12 protein-coding genes are annotated in these 13,629 nt (G+C 66.4%); 3 read left to right on the top strand and 9 right to left on the bottom strand.

Annotation, left to right across the window (positions count from 1 at the left end):
• Positions 1 to 112 precede the first annotated feature (112 nt).
• Positions 113 to 670 (top strand): recombinase family protein, encoded by a 558-nt coding sequence (locus M9979_RS15595; RefSeq protein ID WP_254290281.1) that lies wholly within the window; start codon positions 113 to 115, stop codon positions 668 to 670.
• 77 nt (positions 671 to 747) lie between these two features.
• Complete coding sequence (locus tag M9979_RS15590; RefSeq protein ID WP_254290280.1) at positions 748 to 1,266, top strand: hypothetical protein; 519 nt, start codon at positions 748 to 750, stop codon at positions 1,264 to 1,266.
• Between the two features lie 39 nt (positions 1,267 to 1,305).
• Here the strand turns inward: M9979_RS15590 and M9979_RS15585 are convergent, their stop codons facing one another.
• Positions 1,306 to 1,710, bottom strand: a complete 405-nt coding sequence (locus M9979_RS15585; protein WP_479725612.1) for a MerR family transcriptional regulator — start codon at positions 1,708 to 1,710, stop codon at positions 1,306 to 1,308.
• Between the two features lie 72 nt (positions 1,711 to 1,782).
• On the opposite strand from M9979_RS15585, the gene M9979_RS15580 reads away from it, so the two are divergent.
• Positions 1,783 to 2,550 carry a glutaredoxin gene (locus tag M9979_RS15580; protein WP_254290278.1) on the top strand — a complete coding sequence of 256 codons (768 nt, stop codon included), beginning with the start codon at positions 1,783 to 1,785 and terminating at the stop codon, positions 2,548 to 2,550.
• Positions 2,551 to 2,571: 21 nt separating this feature from the next.
• On the opposite strand, the gene M9979_RS15575 is transcribed toward M9979_RS15580, so the two are convergent.
• From M9979_RS15575 to M9979_RS15540, 8 genes are all read right to left on the bottom strand, one after another.
• Positions 2,572 to 2,904 (bottom strand): copper-binding protein, encoded by a 333-nt coding sequence (locus M9979_RS15575; RefSeq protein WP_254290277.1) that lies wholly within the window; start codon positions 2,902 to 2,904, stop codon positions 2,572 to 2,574.
• Complete coding sequence (locus tag M9979_RS15570; protein WP_254290276.1) at positions 2,901 to 6,041, bottom strand: efflux RND transporter permease subunit; 3,141 nt, start codon at positions 6,039 to 6,041, stop codon at positions 2,901 to 2,903. The genes M9979_RS15575 and M9979_RS15570 overlap by 4 nt, the downstream gene beginning before the upstream one ends.
• The gene (locus tag M9979_RS15565) at positions 6,038 to 7,537 is read right to left on the bottom strand and encodes an efflux RND transporter periplasmic adaptor subunit (RefSeq protein WP_254290275.1); all 1,500 of its coding nucleotides are present in this window, start codon (positions 7,535 to 7,537) and stop codon (positions 6,038 to 6,040) included. The genes M9979_RS15570 and M9979_RS15565 overlap by 4 nt, the downstream gene beginning before the upstream one ends.
• Complete coding sequence (locus M9979_RS15560) at positions 7,534 to 8,760, bottom strand: TolC family protein (protein WP_254290274.1); 1,227 nt, start codon at positions 8,758 to 8,760, stop codon at positions 7,534 to 7,536. Before M9979_RS15560 ends, M9979_RS15565 begins: the two co-directional genes overlap by 4 nt.
• 87 nt (positions 8,761 to 8,847) lie before the next feature.
• Positions 8,848 to 9,210 carry a hypothetical protein gene (locus M9979_RS15555; RefSeq protein ID WP_254290273.1) on the bottom strand — a complete coding sequence of 121 codons (363 nt, stop codon included), beginning with the start codon at positions 9,208 to 9,210 and terminating at the stop codon, positions 8,848 to 8,850.
• Between the two features lie 75 nt (positions 9,211 to 9,285).
• Positions 9,286 to 10,449 (bottom strand): permease, encoded by a 1,164-nt coding sequence (locus tag M9979_RS15550; protein WP_254290272.1) that lies wholly within the window; start codon positions 10,447 to 10,449, stop codon positions 9,286 to 9,288.
• A gap of 3 nt (positions 10,450 to 10,452) precedes the next feature.
• On the bottom strand, positions 10,453 to 11,622 hold the full coding sequence (locus M9979_RS15545; RefSeq protein WP_254290271.1) for a copper resistance protein B: 1,170 nt from the start codon (positions 11,620 to 11,622) through the stop codon (positions 10,453 to 10,455).
• Positions 11,619 to 13,562, bottom strand: coding sequence for a copper resistance system multicopper oxidase (locus M9979_RS15540; RefSeq protein WP_254290270.1), 1,944 nt, complete (start codon positions 13,560 to 13,562; stop codon positions 11,619 to 11,621). Before M9979_RS15540 ends, M9979_RS15545 begins: the two co-directional genes overlap by 4 nt.
• Between the last annotated feature and the right edge of the window lie 67 nt (positions 13,563 to 13,629).

The following is a 13,629-nucleotide window of genomic DNA, read 5'->3' as shown; positions in this document are numbered from 1 at the left end:
GACGGATCGGACCATCATAAAAATGCGCCCAATGAACGCCGGAGCTTTCCCAAAATATGTTCCCAAAATATGAGTCCCGAAATTCGCTGTTCGAGTTGGGATAACGGGACTCATGCTGGTTGGTTATGCGCGTGTCTCGACGTCCGATCAGGACCTGGCGCTGCAAACCGATGCGCTGACCAGAGCCGGGTGCGAAAAGCTGTTCACCGACAAGGTTAGCGGCGCGAAGCTGAACCGGCCCGGCCTGATCGAGGCCCTCAATTTCGTGCGGGCCGGCGACACGCTGGTCATCTGGAAGCTCGATCGGTTGGGCCGCTCGATCCAAGGCCTGATCGAACTGGCGGCCGACCTCTCGGCGCGCAAGGTCGATTTCCGGTCGCTGACGGATGGGTTCGACACGTCCACGCCATCGGGGCGGCTGCTGTTCCATATCCTTGCCTCGGTCGCGGAAATGGAGCGCGAGCTGATAAAAGAACGGACCATCGCCGGTCTAGCGGCAGCGCGTGCCAAGGGTGGCACCGGCGGGGGTCGCAAATCGGTGATGACGCCAGACATGCTCGACACTGCGCGCAAGCTGCTGGCGGCGGGCGACAGCCCCGCCAAGGTCGCCAAACTGCTGCAAGTCGGCCGCTCGACCTTCTACCGTCACTTCCCAGCCGGCGAACGATAGCCGGTGTCATAACCGGACGGTTTTGACACCTCCCCCTGAGTGGCCAAGTCAGCTAATCGCTTAGTCACCTAGCCGTAATGGATAAGTTGAATCACCGCCGTTTTCTGCTTTCGTTCTCCACGATACTGAATCATAGAATCGTCATGCCGATCGCGCGTGAACATCGCTGGCTCTACCCGATCGACTGGCGTGAACTATCTGCCTTCATCCGGTTCGGTCGCGCCAAAGGACGCTGCGAACATTGTCAGCGCCCGCATGGTCGTCATGTGCTGCATCTGGGCGATGGCGTCTGGTGGGATGAGGATATAAGCGGGTGGCGCAACGGACAGGGCAGGGGCGTTCGCCGCTTGCCTTCGCCGGACGCCCTATTACGCGCGCAACCTGGCTTCGTCGGCATTGATCCACCATCACAAGTGCGGATTACGCGCGTGGTCCTTGCTAGCGCGCATCTGAACCATGATCCGGGCGACAACCGACCGCGCAACCTCGCTGCACTCTGCCAGCGGTGCCACATGCGCCACGACGCCAGCGAGCATCGCCGACGTCGGTGGATCAACGCCTTCCGTATGCGTGCAATCGGCGATCTGTTTGCCTGATCGGAGATTTCCTGCTGACCGCCTAGGAGCAATCAAAGATCACTCAGCGGGTGAATCGAACGCCGTCAGGATTGGGCACGGTCCTGCCGATCCCGAGCCGCACTCGCTCGCAAGCCGACGGAGCGAAGCACGCGCCTGTTCAAGCTCGGCGATCTTCGCATCCAGCGCCGCAATCTGCTCATGGGCGAGCTGGCGCGCACGCGCGCGATCGTCGGTCGCATCCAATGCCAGCAGCTCGCCGATCTGCTCGAGCGTGAACCCGGCCGCTTGGGCGGAGCGGATGAAGCGGAGCCGGCGCGCGTCGTCGGTGCCGTAGCGCCGGATACCGCCGGCTGTACCAGCCCCGGTCGGTCTTTCGGGCTCGTCGAGAAGCCCACGGCGCTGATAATAGCGCACGGTCTCGACCCCCACGCCGCCTTCGCGCGCGAGCCCCGCAATCGTCATGCCCGCCATGCCTTGACTCCGGACTATGGTACGGACCCCATATAGGCGGGGCGAACAAGCTGGAGAAGCGACATGGCGAGCGCCCCCGCCAAACAGGCGACGATTTACCGGATGGTAATGCCCGAACACACCTGTCCCTTCGGGCTGAAGGCGAAGGATCTGCTGCGCCGCGAAGGCTATGCGGTCGACGACCACTGGCTGACGACACGCGCGGAGACCGATGCTTTCAAGGCGAAGCACGGGGTCAAGACGACGCCGCAGACCTTCATCGCCGGCGAACGGGTGGGCGGCTATGACGATCTGCGCCGCTTTTTCGGCAAGGCGGTGCGCGATCCCAAGGCCGTCACCTATCGGCCGGTGATCGCGGTGTTCGCGATGACGGCGCTGATGGCGTTGGCTGCCAGCTACGCCGTGCTGGGCACGCCCTTCACCGTGCGTGCCGGGGAATGGTTCATCGCCTTCTCGATGTGCGTGCTGGCGATGCTCAAGCTCCAGAACGTCGAGGGCTTCTCGTCGATGTTCCTGAACTATGATCTGCTCGCCAAACGCTGGGTGCCCTATTCCTACGTCTATCCGTTCGCGGAAGGCGGGGCGGGCGTGTTGATGGCCGCTGGCGCGCTCACCTGGCTCTCGGTGCCGGTTGCGCTTGTCATCGGCACGATCGGCGCGGTGTCGGTGTTCAAGGCCGTCTATGTCGACAAGCGCGAGCTGAAATGCGCCTGCGTGGGCGGCGACAGCAACGTGCCGCTCGGATTCATATCGCTCACCGAAAACCTGATGATGGTTGCGATGGCACTATGGATGATCGCCGCCCCATTCGCGCTGTCGATGACGCACTGACGCGAGCGACCGCCCGCATCGTCAATGCGGGCTGATCGCCGTGACCTCGGCCGCCATGCCCTTCACCCTAGCGGTGAACGCGACCCGCTGTCCCGACCGTAATCCCTTGAGCAGGGCGGGGGGAAACGCGCGAAAGGTCATCGTCATGGCGGGCCAGCCGATGGTCGGGATCGGGCCATGCTTGATGGTCACGGTTCCGCCTTTCGCATCGATCGCGGTGATCGTCCCCATGCCGTTTCCGGTCTTCACCACTGCCGCAGCAGCGGACGGCTTGCCGCCTTGGGCAACGGCACCCGTCGCGATCGGCACGAGCAGCAGGATCGACGCGGCGCGCAGGGAGTGTGTGAGCTTCACGATGTTTTCCTTTCGGGGTGGGTGAGGGTTCGGCGCCGCAACAGCATGTAGGCGGCGGGCAGGATGAACATGGACAGAAGCGGTGCGGTCAGCATTCCGCCGATCATCGGCGCGGCGATCCGGCTCATGACCTCCGACCCCGCACCATGCCCGATCAGGACGGGAAACAGCCCGGCGACGATCACCGCGACAGTCATCGCCTTGGGCCGCACCCGCAACAGCGCGCCCTCCCGGATCGCCTCCGACACCTGGTCTGGCGACGGCGACGGCCCGCGTTCCGCCAGCGCGTGTTTCAAATAGATCAGCATGACGACGCCGAACTCGGCCGAGACGCCGGCGAGCGCGATGAACCCGACGCCGGTCGCGACCGACTGCGCATAACCGAGCAGCCAGAGCGTCCAGATCCCGCCGGTCAGCGCGAAGGGCAGCGTACCCATGATAAGCGCCGCCTCGTCGAGCCGTCCGAAGGTGAGGTAGAGCAGGAGGAAGATGATCGCGAGCGTCGCCGGCACGACGAGCATCAACCGCGCCTCGGCGCGCTGCAGATACTCGAACTGCCCGGAATAGGCGATCGACACGCCCGGGCTGAGCCGAACATCCTTGGCGACGGCACGGCGCAGGTCGGCGACCGTGGAGGCCAAGTCGCGCCCACGTACATCGACATAGACCCAGGTCGAGGGCCGACCGTTCTCGGTCTTGAGCATCGGCGGGCCTTCCGCGATCGTTACGGAAGCGACGGTGCCGAGCGTGATCTGCTGGCCCGATGCGGTCACGATCGGGAGAGTTCGCAAGCCCTCCAGGCTATCGCGCAGCTCGCGCGGGTAGCGGACGCTGATCGGGTAGCGGGCGAGACCCTCGACCGTCTGGCCGATCGTCTCGCCCCCGATCGCGCCCGACACGATCTCCTGCACATCGGCGATGTTGAGGCCGTAGCGCCCTGCGGTCGCCCGATCGATGTCGACATCGACATAGCGGCCTCCCGTCAGCCGCTCGGCCAATGCCGAACTGACACCCGGCACGGTCCTGGCGACGCGCTCGATGCTGGCGGCAATCCGATCCATCTCGGCGAGATTGGACCCCGCCACCTTCACCCCGATCGGGCTCTTGATGCCGGTCGCCAGCATGTCGATGCGGTTGCGGATCGGGGGAACCCAGACGTTGGTGAGGCCCGGCACGCGCACCGTGCGGTCCAGCTCCTCCACCAGCTTCGCCGGCGTCATTCCGACGCGCCACTGATCGCGTGGCTTGAACTGGATGGTGGTCTCGAACATCTCGAGCGGAGCAGGGTCGGTCGCAGTCTCAGCGCGCCCGGCCTTGCCGAACACGGTCGCGACCTCGGGCACGGTCTTAATCAGCCGATCGGTACGCTGAAGCAGCGCCGATGCGCTCGCGGCCGAAAGGCCGGGAAGCGCGGACGGCATGTAAAGCAGGTCGCCCTCGTCCATCGTCGGGATGAACTCGCCACCCAGCCGCGTCAGCGGCCATGCCGTCGTCGCCAGCACCAGGGCGGCGATGCCGATCGCCAGCCACGGCCGCGCCAGCACACGGTCGAGCGCGGGCAGATAGGCGCGGGTGAGCGCGCGGTTGAGGAGATTGTCGTTCTCGGCGGGGATGCGTCCCCGGATCAGCCATCCCATCAGGACCGGCACGAGCGTCACCGACAGGATCGCCGCTGCCGCCATCGCATAGCTCTTGGTGAAGGCGAGCGGGGCGAACAGCCGCCCCTCCTGCGCTTCGAGCGTGAAGACCGGCACGAACGACAGGGTGATGATGACGAGGCTGAAGAACAGCGCCGGCCCGACCTCGGCCGCGGCCTCGGTGATGACGCGCCAGCGTTCCTCGCCTGCCAGCGCGACGCCGGGATGATCGTTTTCCCATCGCTCGATCCGCTTGTGCGCGTTCTCGATCATCACGATCGCGGCATCGACCATCGCACCGATCGCGATGGCGATGCCGCCCAGCGACATGATGTTGGCGTTCACGCCCTGCACGCGCATGACGAGCAAAGCCGCCAGTACGCCGAGCGGCAGCGTGACGATCGCGACCAACGCCGATCGGACGTGCCACAGGAAGAGCCCGCAGATGATCGCGACGACGACGAACTCCTCGATCAGCTTGCCCGACAGGTTCTCCACCGCGCGATCGATCAACTGCGAGCGGTCATAAGTGGTGACGATCTCGACACCGGGAGGAAGGCTCGCCTTCAATTCCGCCAGCTTGGTCCTGACGGCCTCGATCGTCTGGCGTGCGTTCTTGCCCTGGCGCAGGATGACGACGCCGCCCGCGACCTCGCCCTCGCCGTTCAACTCGGCGATGCCGCGGCGCATCTCGGGGCCGATCTGGATCGAGGCGACGTCGCCCAGCGTGACGGGCACGCCGACACCGGCGACCTTGAGCGGGATCGCGCGAAAATCATCCACGCTGCGCAGATAGCCCGACGCGCGGACCATATATTCCGCCTCGCCCAATTCGAGGACGGACCCGCCGGCCTCCTGATTGGCGCGTCGAATGGCATCGACGGCCTGGGTGTGGGTGACGCCGAACGCGGCAAGCCGCGTCGGGTCGAGCAGCACCTGATATTCCTTCACCATCCCGCCGATGCTCGCCACCTCGGCGACGCCGGGCAGCGTCTTCAGCTCGTAGCGCAGGAACCAGTCCTGCAAGGATCGGAGCTGCGACAGGTCGTGGCGGCCGGTGCGGTCCACCAGCGCATATTCATAGACCCAGCCGACGCCCGTCGCATCGGGACCGAGAGCGGCCTGCGCGCCCTGGGGGAGGCGGCCTTGCACCTGGCTAAGATATTCGAGCACGCGCGAGCGCGCCCAATAGAGATCGGTGCCATCCTCGAAGAGGACATAGACATAGCTGTCGCCGAAGAACGAATAGCCGCGGACCGTCTTCGCGCCGGGGACGGACAGCATCGTCGTGGTGAGCGGGTACGTCACCTGGTTCTCGACGATCTGGGGCGCCTGGCCCGGCCAGCTCGTGCGGATGATGACCTGCGTGTCGGACAGGTCGGGGAGCGCATCGACGGGGGTGGCGCGCATCGCGAACACCCCGGCGATGGCGAGCGCGACGGCCGCCAGCACGACGAGGAAGCGGTTCGCGACCGACCAGCGGATGATGGCGGCGATCATCGACCGGCCTCGCGCGTCATGCGGCGCAGCGTCGGCCCTTCCGCGGGTTGGTCGAAGCCGAAGCGAACCCGGTCGCCCTTGCGATAGCCGCGCACCAGCGCGGGATCTGCGACGCGGAAGGTCATCGTCATGGCGGGCCAGCCGATCGCCGGGACGGGCTGGTGGGACAGGGTGACGCCGCTGCGATCGATCGCCTCGATGCTGCCGACCGTTTCGTAGATCGGCGCGGCGGGTTTAGGCGCCGGTTTTGCCGTGGGCGGCGCTGCACCCCCGATCGGCCGCGCGTCGAGGCCGGCAAGGCTCGCTTCGGAATCGATCAGGAACTGGCCCGACGCGACGACCTTCTCGCCTTCGGACAGGCCGGCGACGATCTCGGTCTTTCCGCCGCCTTCCGCACCGATGCGGACCTCGGCCGGTCTGAACCGCCCGCCCGGCCCTGCCAGCATGACGAGCGTGCGCCGGCCGGTCCGGATGACGGCCTCGCTGGGAACGAGCAGCGCATCGCGGCTCCCCTGATCGAGCGCCACGCTGGCGAACATGCCGGGGCGCAAACGGCCGCCCCGATTGGACAGCTCGACGCGGATCGTCAGCGTGCGGCTCGCCGCGTCGGCCTGCGGCAGGATCGCGGCGATCCGGCCCCTGAAGCTCTCGCCCGGAAAAGCCGCCAGCGTGGCGGTGACGGGCGTGCCGATACGGAGCTTCCCGGCGATGGCCTCGGGGACGGCCGCATTCAACCACACGGTGTCGAGCCCGTTCACCTCCGCCAGTGTCTGCCCCTGCGAGACTGTCATGCCCTGCCGGACGCCGAGCGTCTTGATGACGCCGCCCACCGGCGTGCTGATCGTCGTCACGCCTTTTGTCCGGCCGCTACGCTCGGCCGACGCGACAAGCCCGGCCGGCATTCCCAGCAGCAGCAGGCGCTGCCGGGCGGCGCGCGCGAGCGCGGCATCCCCGGTTCGCCGAACGGCGAGATATTCCGCCTGTGCGCCCGCCCATTCGGGCACGAGAATATCGGCGAGCGGCGCGCCGGCCGGCACGACGTCGCCCGGCGCGCGCATATAGACACGCTGGACGAACCCGCCGCTGCGCGCCTGCACGATCGCGACGTTGCGGTCGTTGAACTCGATGCTGCCGGTCGCCGCGGCTGTATTGGACAGTGATCCGCGTTCGGCCGCGACAATCCGCGCGCCGAGCCGTTGGAGGCCGGCCGCATCGATCACCACGCCCGGCGCGGCACTGCCGCCTCCGCCCTCGTCGGCATAGCGGGGGATCAGTTTCATCCCCATCGACGAGAGACCCGGCCCGTCGTGCCGCTCCGCAGGGATCATCGGATCGTACCAGTAGAGGATCTTCTTCTGCGCGGTCGGCGATACGGCGTCGTCGGCCGCGGGGGCCGTGCCGAGCCTGGCGATCCCGAACCCTGCGCCGCCTGCGACGACGGCGAGCAGGGCCGCGGCACCGAGCAGGCGGGGTCGCGTGATGGCGATGCTGCTCATCGGTCCTCACTCCCATAGGTGATGGTAAGGCGTACCGCGTCGCGCGCCACGTCGGCCTCGCGGTCGAGCGCGGTCAGCTCGGCGTCGGCGAGCGCCGTCCTGGTTTCGATCACGTCGAGCAGGCCCGCCCGCCCTGCCGAATAGCTGGCGGTGTCCAGCTCGGAGCGCTGCCGCGCGAGCGGCAACAGCACGTCGCGCGCCCGCATCCACTGCGCGTGATGCATCACGTGATCGGCAAGTCCCGCCTCGAGGTCGGCAGCCAGCGCCCGGCGCGTATCCTCCCGCTCGGCTTCGGCCTGCGAGGCTGCCGCCTGACGGGCAGCGATCCGCGGATCTTGCCGGGTGCGCGTGAACAGCGGCAAGCTCATCGACACGCCGGCCGAGACCATATCGCCATAGCGCGGATCGCGCCGTTGGTAGGCGACGTCGAACCCCCAATCCGGGCGCTTGTCGGCGCGGGCCGCGTCCACGTCGGCCTGCACCCGCCCCACGCTGGCGTCGGCGGTCTGGATGTCGGGATGGCGCAACAAGGCGGCGCGCAGCCGGGCCGGCACGAGGTCGGGCGCGGGCACGTCCCCGGTCGCCTCGGGGGCTGGCACGCCGGTCCAGCGCGCCAGCATCACCCGCGCCCGCCCGACGTCGGCGACCAGCGTGTCCCTGCGATCCTCCAGGGCGGCAATGGACTGATCCACCGCCAGGGTCTGGGCCGGGCGGGCCGATCCCGACGCGACCGCGCTGCGTGCCGTGGTCGGGAGGGTATGAAGCGTCGTCAGGACGCGATCCATCGCCACAAGGCGGCGCTGGGCATAGGCCAGCTCGATCCAAGCGACGCCCGCGCCGAGGCGTATCTGGCGAAGTCGGGACGCTTGCGCAGCTTCGGCGGTCGTGATCGCGGCGCGCGCCTGTGCCTGGGCCGCATGACGCTTCGCCAGATTGGGGATGTCCTGCTGCACGCCGATGCGCGCCATCGTCATATTGTCGCCGCCCAAGGTGAAGGCGGGCGGCCCGGAGATGGGGTAGTTGTCGAGACCGAACGACAGACGCGGGTCGGGAAGACTGCCCGCCGCGCGGGCGTCCGCACCGGCAGCGTCGATCCCCGCGCGCGTGGCCGCGGCACCCGGCGCATTGGCGACCGCTTGGCGGAGCGCCTGGTCATAGGTCAGCGGCCCCGCGTGCGCGGCGCTGGCGATGGCGGACAATGCCGCCACGACGAATAGCTTCATGTTGGTTTTCCGTTCTGGTCGAGGCCACGATCGGGTTGCGCCTGCCGCCACGAGGGCAACAGGCGTCAGAACCCTAACTCGGGTCGATCAGACGGTGGGCGGCTCCGGCTCGGGCGCGACCTCACGCCCGGCCAACATCGGGGCCGGCGGCCATGTCGCGGCGAGCTGCGCTACGCGCGCGCGCTCCACGATCGGTCGTTCCGTGTCAAAGGTCATCGGGACGACGCATCCCATCTGCGCGATACACGCGAGCGTCAGCCCTTTGCAGGGACGCTCGGGCGAACGCTTTTGCGCGGATGCCATGTCCGTGCAATCCATGCCGCTGGGCATCGCATGACTGGCGGCAACCTTCGGCGTGTACGCAGGCCCGGACGCATACGCCATTCCCTGACCGAACAGGCCGATAAGGGCTCCGATCAGGAGCAACAGGGAAAGGCGGGTCTTCAACACGCGGATCTTGTCAGCCGGTCGGAGCTAAGTGTCAATGAATGTGGCATCGCGATAGCCCGACTTCTGCGGCGAAGCTCAATGATGATGGTGATGCTCGTCAGATTGTTGATTTTGATTGTCTTTCATCATTTGCAGCATTTCCGGGCCACCGGTCGCGAGGAAGCGCCAGAGCAGCATCGAGGATAGAGCCAGGCCGATGATGTTGAGCCACGTCGTGTAGTTCCAGCTCAGCCCCTCGGTCATGAGCTGAGCCGAGCGCGTGGCCGGGATCATCCCGGCAAAGCCGAATACCAACTCGACCACATAGGCGGCGCCAACCATCGCCGCGTAGAATATCAGGGCGAGCACTGCGGCGGCTTTCAGCCCGTAGTAGCGACGGTAAATGTCCAGGATGGGGATGACGATCAGATCACCGAAGATGAATGCGATCACGCCGCCGAAGCTCGCTCCGCCATTCCAGAGCACCGCTGCCAGCGGCACGTTACCGACCGAGCAGACGAACGTCACCACTGCGATCAGCGGGCCGATGAGCGGGCCGACGATCTTGGCGAGTGTCGGGTTGTCGGCTGCGAAGATGCTGGCCCAGAAGGTCTGCGGCACCCACGCCGCCACGGCACCCGCGATCAGCAGGCCGAGCGCGATGTCGAACCACAGCGATGCCCAGTCCATCCAATAGTAATGCGCGGTCGCGGTCAGCCCCTTGGCCGAGAACAGACGATCGCGCAGCGACCCGCCCTCGACGCTCATGTCCATCGCAGCGTGCCCTTCCATCTTGCCCGCCACGCCCTTGTCCGCTTGCTTTTTGGCCTGCTCGACCATCCGACGCCGGAAAAAGACCCGCATCAGCGCGACCATCAGCACGATCATGACAAGGCCGCCCGCCCAGGTGCCCGCGGTAAACCGCCACCCCAGCAGGATCGCTAGGATCAGACCCAGCTCCAACACGAGATTGGTCGAGGCGAACTGGAAAGCCATTGCGGCGGTGAAGTTCGCGTCCTTGCGGACCATCGAACGCGCGATCGCGACCGCGGCATAGGAGCAGGAGGAGGATGCTGCACCGAGCGCGGATGCCTTGATGATCGTGCCCGCCCGATCGTCGGGCAGCAGCTTGGCCATCTCCTTATGGCTGACCACCGCCTGGATCACCGCGGAAATGAGAAAGCCGAAGATCAGCGCCCACAGGATTCCCCAGCCCATGATGCCCGCCATGCGCAGCGCCTTGATGATCGCTTCTAGCATTCTTCAGAACCACACTCTCACGCCCGCGACGAAGCTCGTGGTGGTGGGGTCTTTGCCTTGCGCGCGTGTGAAGTCAGCAGTGCGACCGGTTTGCGCCAAGTAGGAGACGCCGACATAGGGCGCGAACTGTCGCCGGATTTCATAGCGGAGCCGCAGCCCCAGCTCGGCATCGGTCAGCCCGCGGCCGATACCGTTTTCGCGCACATCCTGGGCCGCTAGATTGAACTCGACACGCGGCTGGAGGACGAGCCGCTGCGTGATGCGCTGGTCGTAATAGCCTTCCAGGCGACCAAGCAGGTCGCCCTTGGTCGACAGGAACAGCGCGCCCTCGACCTCGAACATGTAGGGAGCCAGCCCCTCGAAACCGACCGTCGCGTAGGTACGCTTCGGGGATGGCCCCAAGTCCTGACGAACGCCGCCCTGAAGATTGAAATAGGGGCCGACTGCCCGGCTATAGAGCGCTTGCACCTCGGCGCTCTCGATGCCCTCGCGAAACGCGCCTTCGCCCTCACTCTTGAGCCAAAGGCGGTTGATGTCGCCGCCAAACCACGCCTCGCCGTCCCAGCGATAGCCGTCGCGACCCTGTCGGGCCTGATATTCGGCGAGGTTGAACATCACTTGATGGAAGGGCTGGCCGCCCTGCTCGAACATCATATCGCTGCGCGCCTTCGCCATCTCGGCAGGGGCGAACATGCGATCGGCGTAATGGTCCATCGGCGGGGCAGGGGCAGGCGCATCGCCTGCGGGAAGCGCTGTTCCGGTCTGCGCCATGCCCGGCATCGCCATGCCGTTCATGCCCGACATGCCGTTCATGTCGTGGCCCTGCTGGCCGGCAGGCATCGACATTCCCGGCATCGCCGAATGATCCATGCCCTGCATCGGCTGCGGCGCGCCCTGTGCGGGTTGCTGACCGCTTGGCGGCAGCTGCATGCCCGGCATGGCGGAATGGTCCATGCCCTTCATGCCATCCATCGGCGCGGTCGATCGCTTGGCCGGCGTCGCACGATGCGCGGGCGCGCGCTTACTCTTGGCAGAGGGCTTCGCCTTCGCCGCCGGCTGCTTCGCGGGCATCGTCATTCCCGGCATGTTCATGCCCTGCATCGACTGCGCTGCGGCGGGACCGGTGACGACGATCGTGGCGGTCGTCGCAAGGAATAAGGCGAAGCGGCTCATGCGGCTTCTCCACGCGGACGCACGCTTACGGTCCGCATCATGCCGGCGTGCATGTGATAGAGAAGATGGCAGTGGAACGCCCAATCGCCGACGGCATCGGCGGTCAGATCCCACGTTACTTTGCCGCCGGGTTGGACGATGACCGTGTGCTTGCGCGGCGCGTGATCGCCATGCCCCGTCACCAGCTCGAAGAAGTGACCGTGAATGTGGATCGGGTGGCCCATCATCGTGTCGTTGATAAGGTTGATCCGCACCCGCTCGCCCTCGAGGAAGGGGATCGGTTCATGGACGTCCGACATCTTCTCGCCGTCGAAGGACCACATGAAGCGCTCCATGTTACCGGTGAGGTGGATGTCCAGACTGCGCGACGGCGCACGCACGTCGGGATTGGGTGTCAGCGACATCAGGTCGCGATAGACGAGCACCTTGTGCCCGACGTCCTCCAGCCCCTGACCGGGGTAGTCGGTGCGATCCATGGGCATGGGCGAGATCGTCTGGACACCCGGTCCCTTCTTGACCTGGGGCGCTTTGGAGAAGTCGCGCATCTTCATCGACCCCATGTCCATCGCGCCCATGCCGCCCTGCTGGCTGCCGATCGCGCCATGATCCATGCCGGCCATCCCGCCGGCAGCCATCGCACCGTGGTCCATGCCGCCATGATCCATCCCCGGCATGGCACTACCGCCCTGCGCCATCGCACCGGTCGCCATGCCGGCGCCGGGGGTCGTAAGCCGGGCGGACGGGTTCTTCTCGGCGGTCGGATCGACTCCGCGCGTCATGCCGCCCCCCGCCATGTCCATTCCGTCCATGCCGGCCATCGACGACATGTCCATGCCCATGTCCTTCATCGAGGCGAGGGGGCGGGGGCGGAGCGCCGGAACCTCGGCCGCCATACCGGCATGCGGCGCCAACGTCGCGCGTGCGAGGCCCGATCGGTCGATCGCCTCGCCGACGAGCGTGTAGGCCCGGTTGTCGGTCGGCGTGACGATGGCATCATAGGTCTCGGCGACGCCGATCTGGAACTCGTCGACCTCGACCGGCATGACGTTCTGACCGTCCGCCTGGACGATGGTGAGGCGCAGGCCGGGGATGCGGACGTTGAAGGTCGTCATCGACGAGGCGTTGATGATGCGTAGCCGCACCCGCTGCCCCGGCGTGAACAGCGCCGTCCAGTTGTCGCGCGGGCCATGCCCGTTGACGAGATAGGTATAGGCCGGGCCGGTCGCGTCGGAGATATCGGTGGGGCTCATCCGCATCTTGCCCCAGTCCATCCGCTCCTTGAGCGTCTGATCCTTCCCCGCCAACAGCCCGGCAAGCGTCTGTTGCTGATAATTGAAATAGCCCGGGTTGACCTTCATGTAGCGGAAGATCGCGGCGGGGCTGATCTGGCTATGATCGGAAAGCACGATGACGTGCTCGCGATCGAACTGCACCGGATCGGCGTCGGCCGGGTCGATCACGATCGGCCCATAATGCCCAAGCTGCTCCTGAAGCCCGGAATGGCTATGATACCAGTAGGTGCCATTCTGTTTGAGCGGGAACTCGTAGAGGAAGCTCGATCGCGCCTTGATGCCGGGGAACGAGATCCCGGGCACGCCGTCATACTGCGGTGGAACCAGCAGGCCATGCCAATGGATCGAGCTGTCCTCGTCGAGGTCGTTGATGACGTTGAGGCGGACATTCTGGCCTTCACGCAGGCGGATCAGCGGCGCGGGAACCGTGCCGTTGATCCCGATCGCCTTGGACGGGCGACCGTCGATCATCATCGTCTGTCGCGCGATCCGCAGCGTGATGTCGTTGCCGGTGACGGTCGGCAGGGGTGTCGCAAGACCCGTCGAATTGGTCTGCGCCCAAGCCGGCATATAGGCAGACAGCGCGAGCCCGCCCCCCGCCAGGGCGGCCCCGCGTAGCATCTGGCGGCGGTCGATTATGCGGCTCATACGATCCTCAAGGCTCTCGAACGGGTCTGTCCCTCTAGCCTTGATACGCGGCGCGGCGCGCTACCCC

This window comes from Sphingomonas liriopis, assembly GCF_024211255.1.
Lineage (GTDB): Bacteria > Pseudomonadota > Alphaproteobacteria > Sphingomonadales > Sphingomonadaceae > Sphingomonas > Sphingomonas liriopis.
The sequence above is the reverse complement of the archived record's forward strand: the minus strand, read 5'-3'. Positions and strand labels throughout refer to the sequence as shown.

Excerpts from the sequence above, each read along its gene's own strand:
- M9979_RS15595 (WP_254290281.1), top strand. The coding sequence starts at position 113 with ATGCTGGTTGGTTATGCGCGTGTCTCGACGTCCGATCAGGACCTGGCG.
- M9979_RS15545 (WP_254290271.1), bottom strand. The coding sequence starts at position 11,622 with ATGAGCCGCTTCGCCTTATTCCTTGCGACGACCGCCACGATCGTCGTC.
- M9979_RS15550 (WP_254290272.1), bottom strand. The coding sequence starts at position 10,449 with ATGCTAGAAGCGATCATCAAGGCGCTGCGCATGGCGGGCATCATGGGC.
- M9979_RS15570 (WP_254290276.1), bottom strand. The coding sequence starts at position 6,041 with ATGATCGCCGCCATCATCCGCTGGTCGGTCGCGAACCGCTTCCTCGTC.
- M9979_RS15540 (WP_254290270.1), bottom strand. The coding sequence starts at position 13,562 with ATGAGCCGCATAATCGACCGCCGCCAGATGCTACGCGGGGCCGCCCTG.
- M9979_RS15580 (WP_254290278.1), top strand. The coding sequence starts at position 1,783 with ATGGCGAGCGCCCCCGCCAAACAGGCGACGATTTACCGGATGGTAATG.
- M9979_RS15560 (WP_254290274.1), bottom strand. The coding sequence starts at position 8,760 with ATGAAGCTATTCGTCGTGGCGGCATTGTCCGCCATCGCCAGCGCCGCG.
- M9979_RS15585 (WP_479725612.1), bottom strand. The coding sequence starts at position 1,710 with ATGACGATTGCGGGGCTCGCGCGCGAAGGCGGCGTGGGGGTCGAGACC.
- M9979_RS15565 (WP_254290275.1), bottom strand. The coding sequence starts at position 7,537 with ATGAGCAGCATCGCCATCACGCGACCCCGCCTGCTCGGTGCCGCGGCC.
- M9979_RS15590 (WP_254290280.1), top strand. The coding sequence starts at position 748 with ATGGATAAGTTGAATCACCGCCGTTTTCTGCTTTCGTTCTCCACGATA.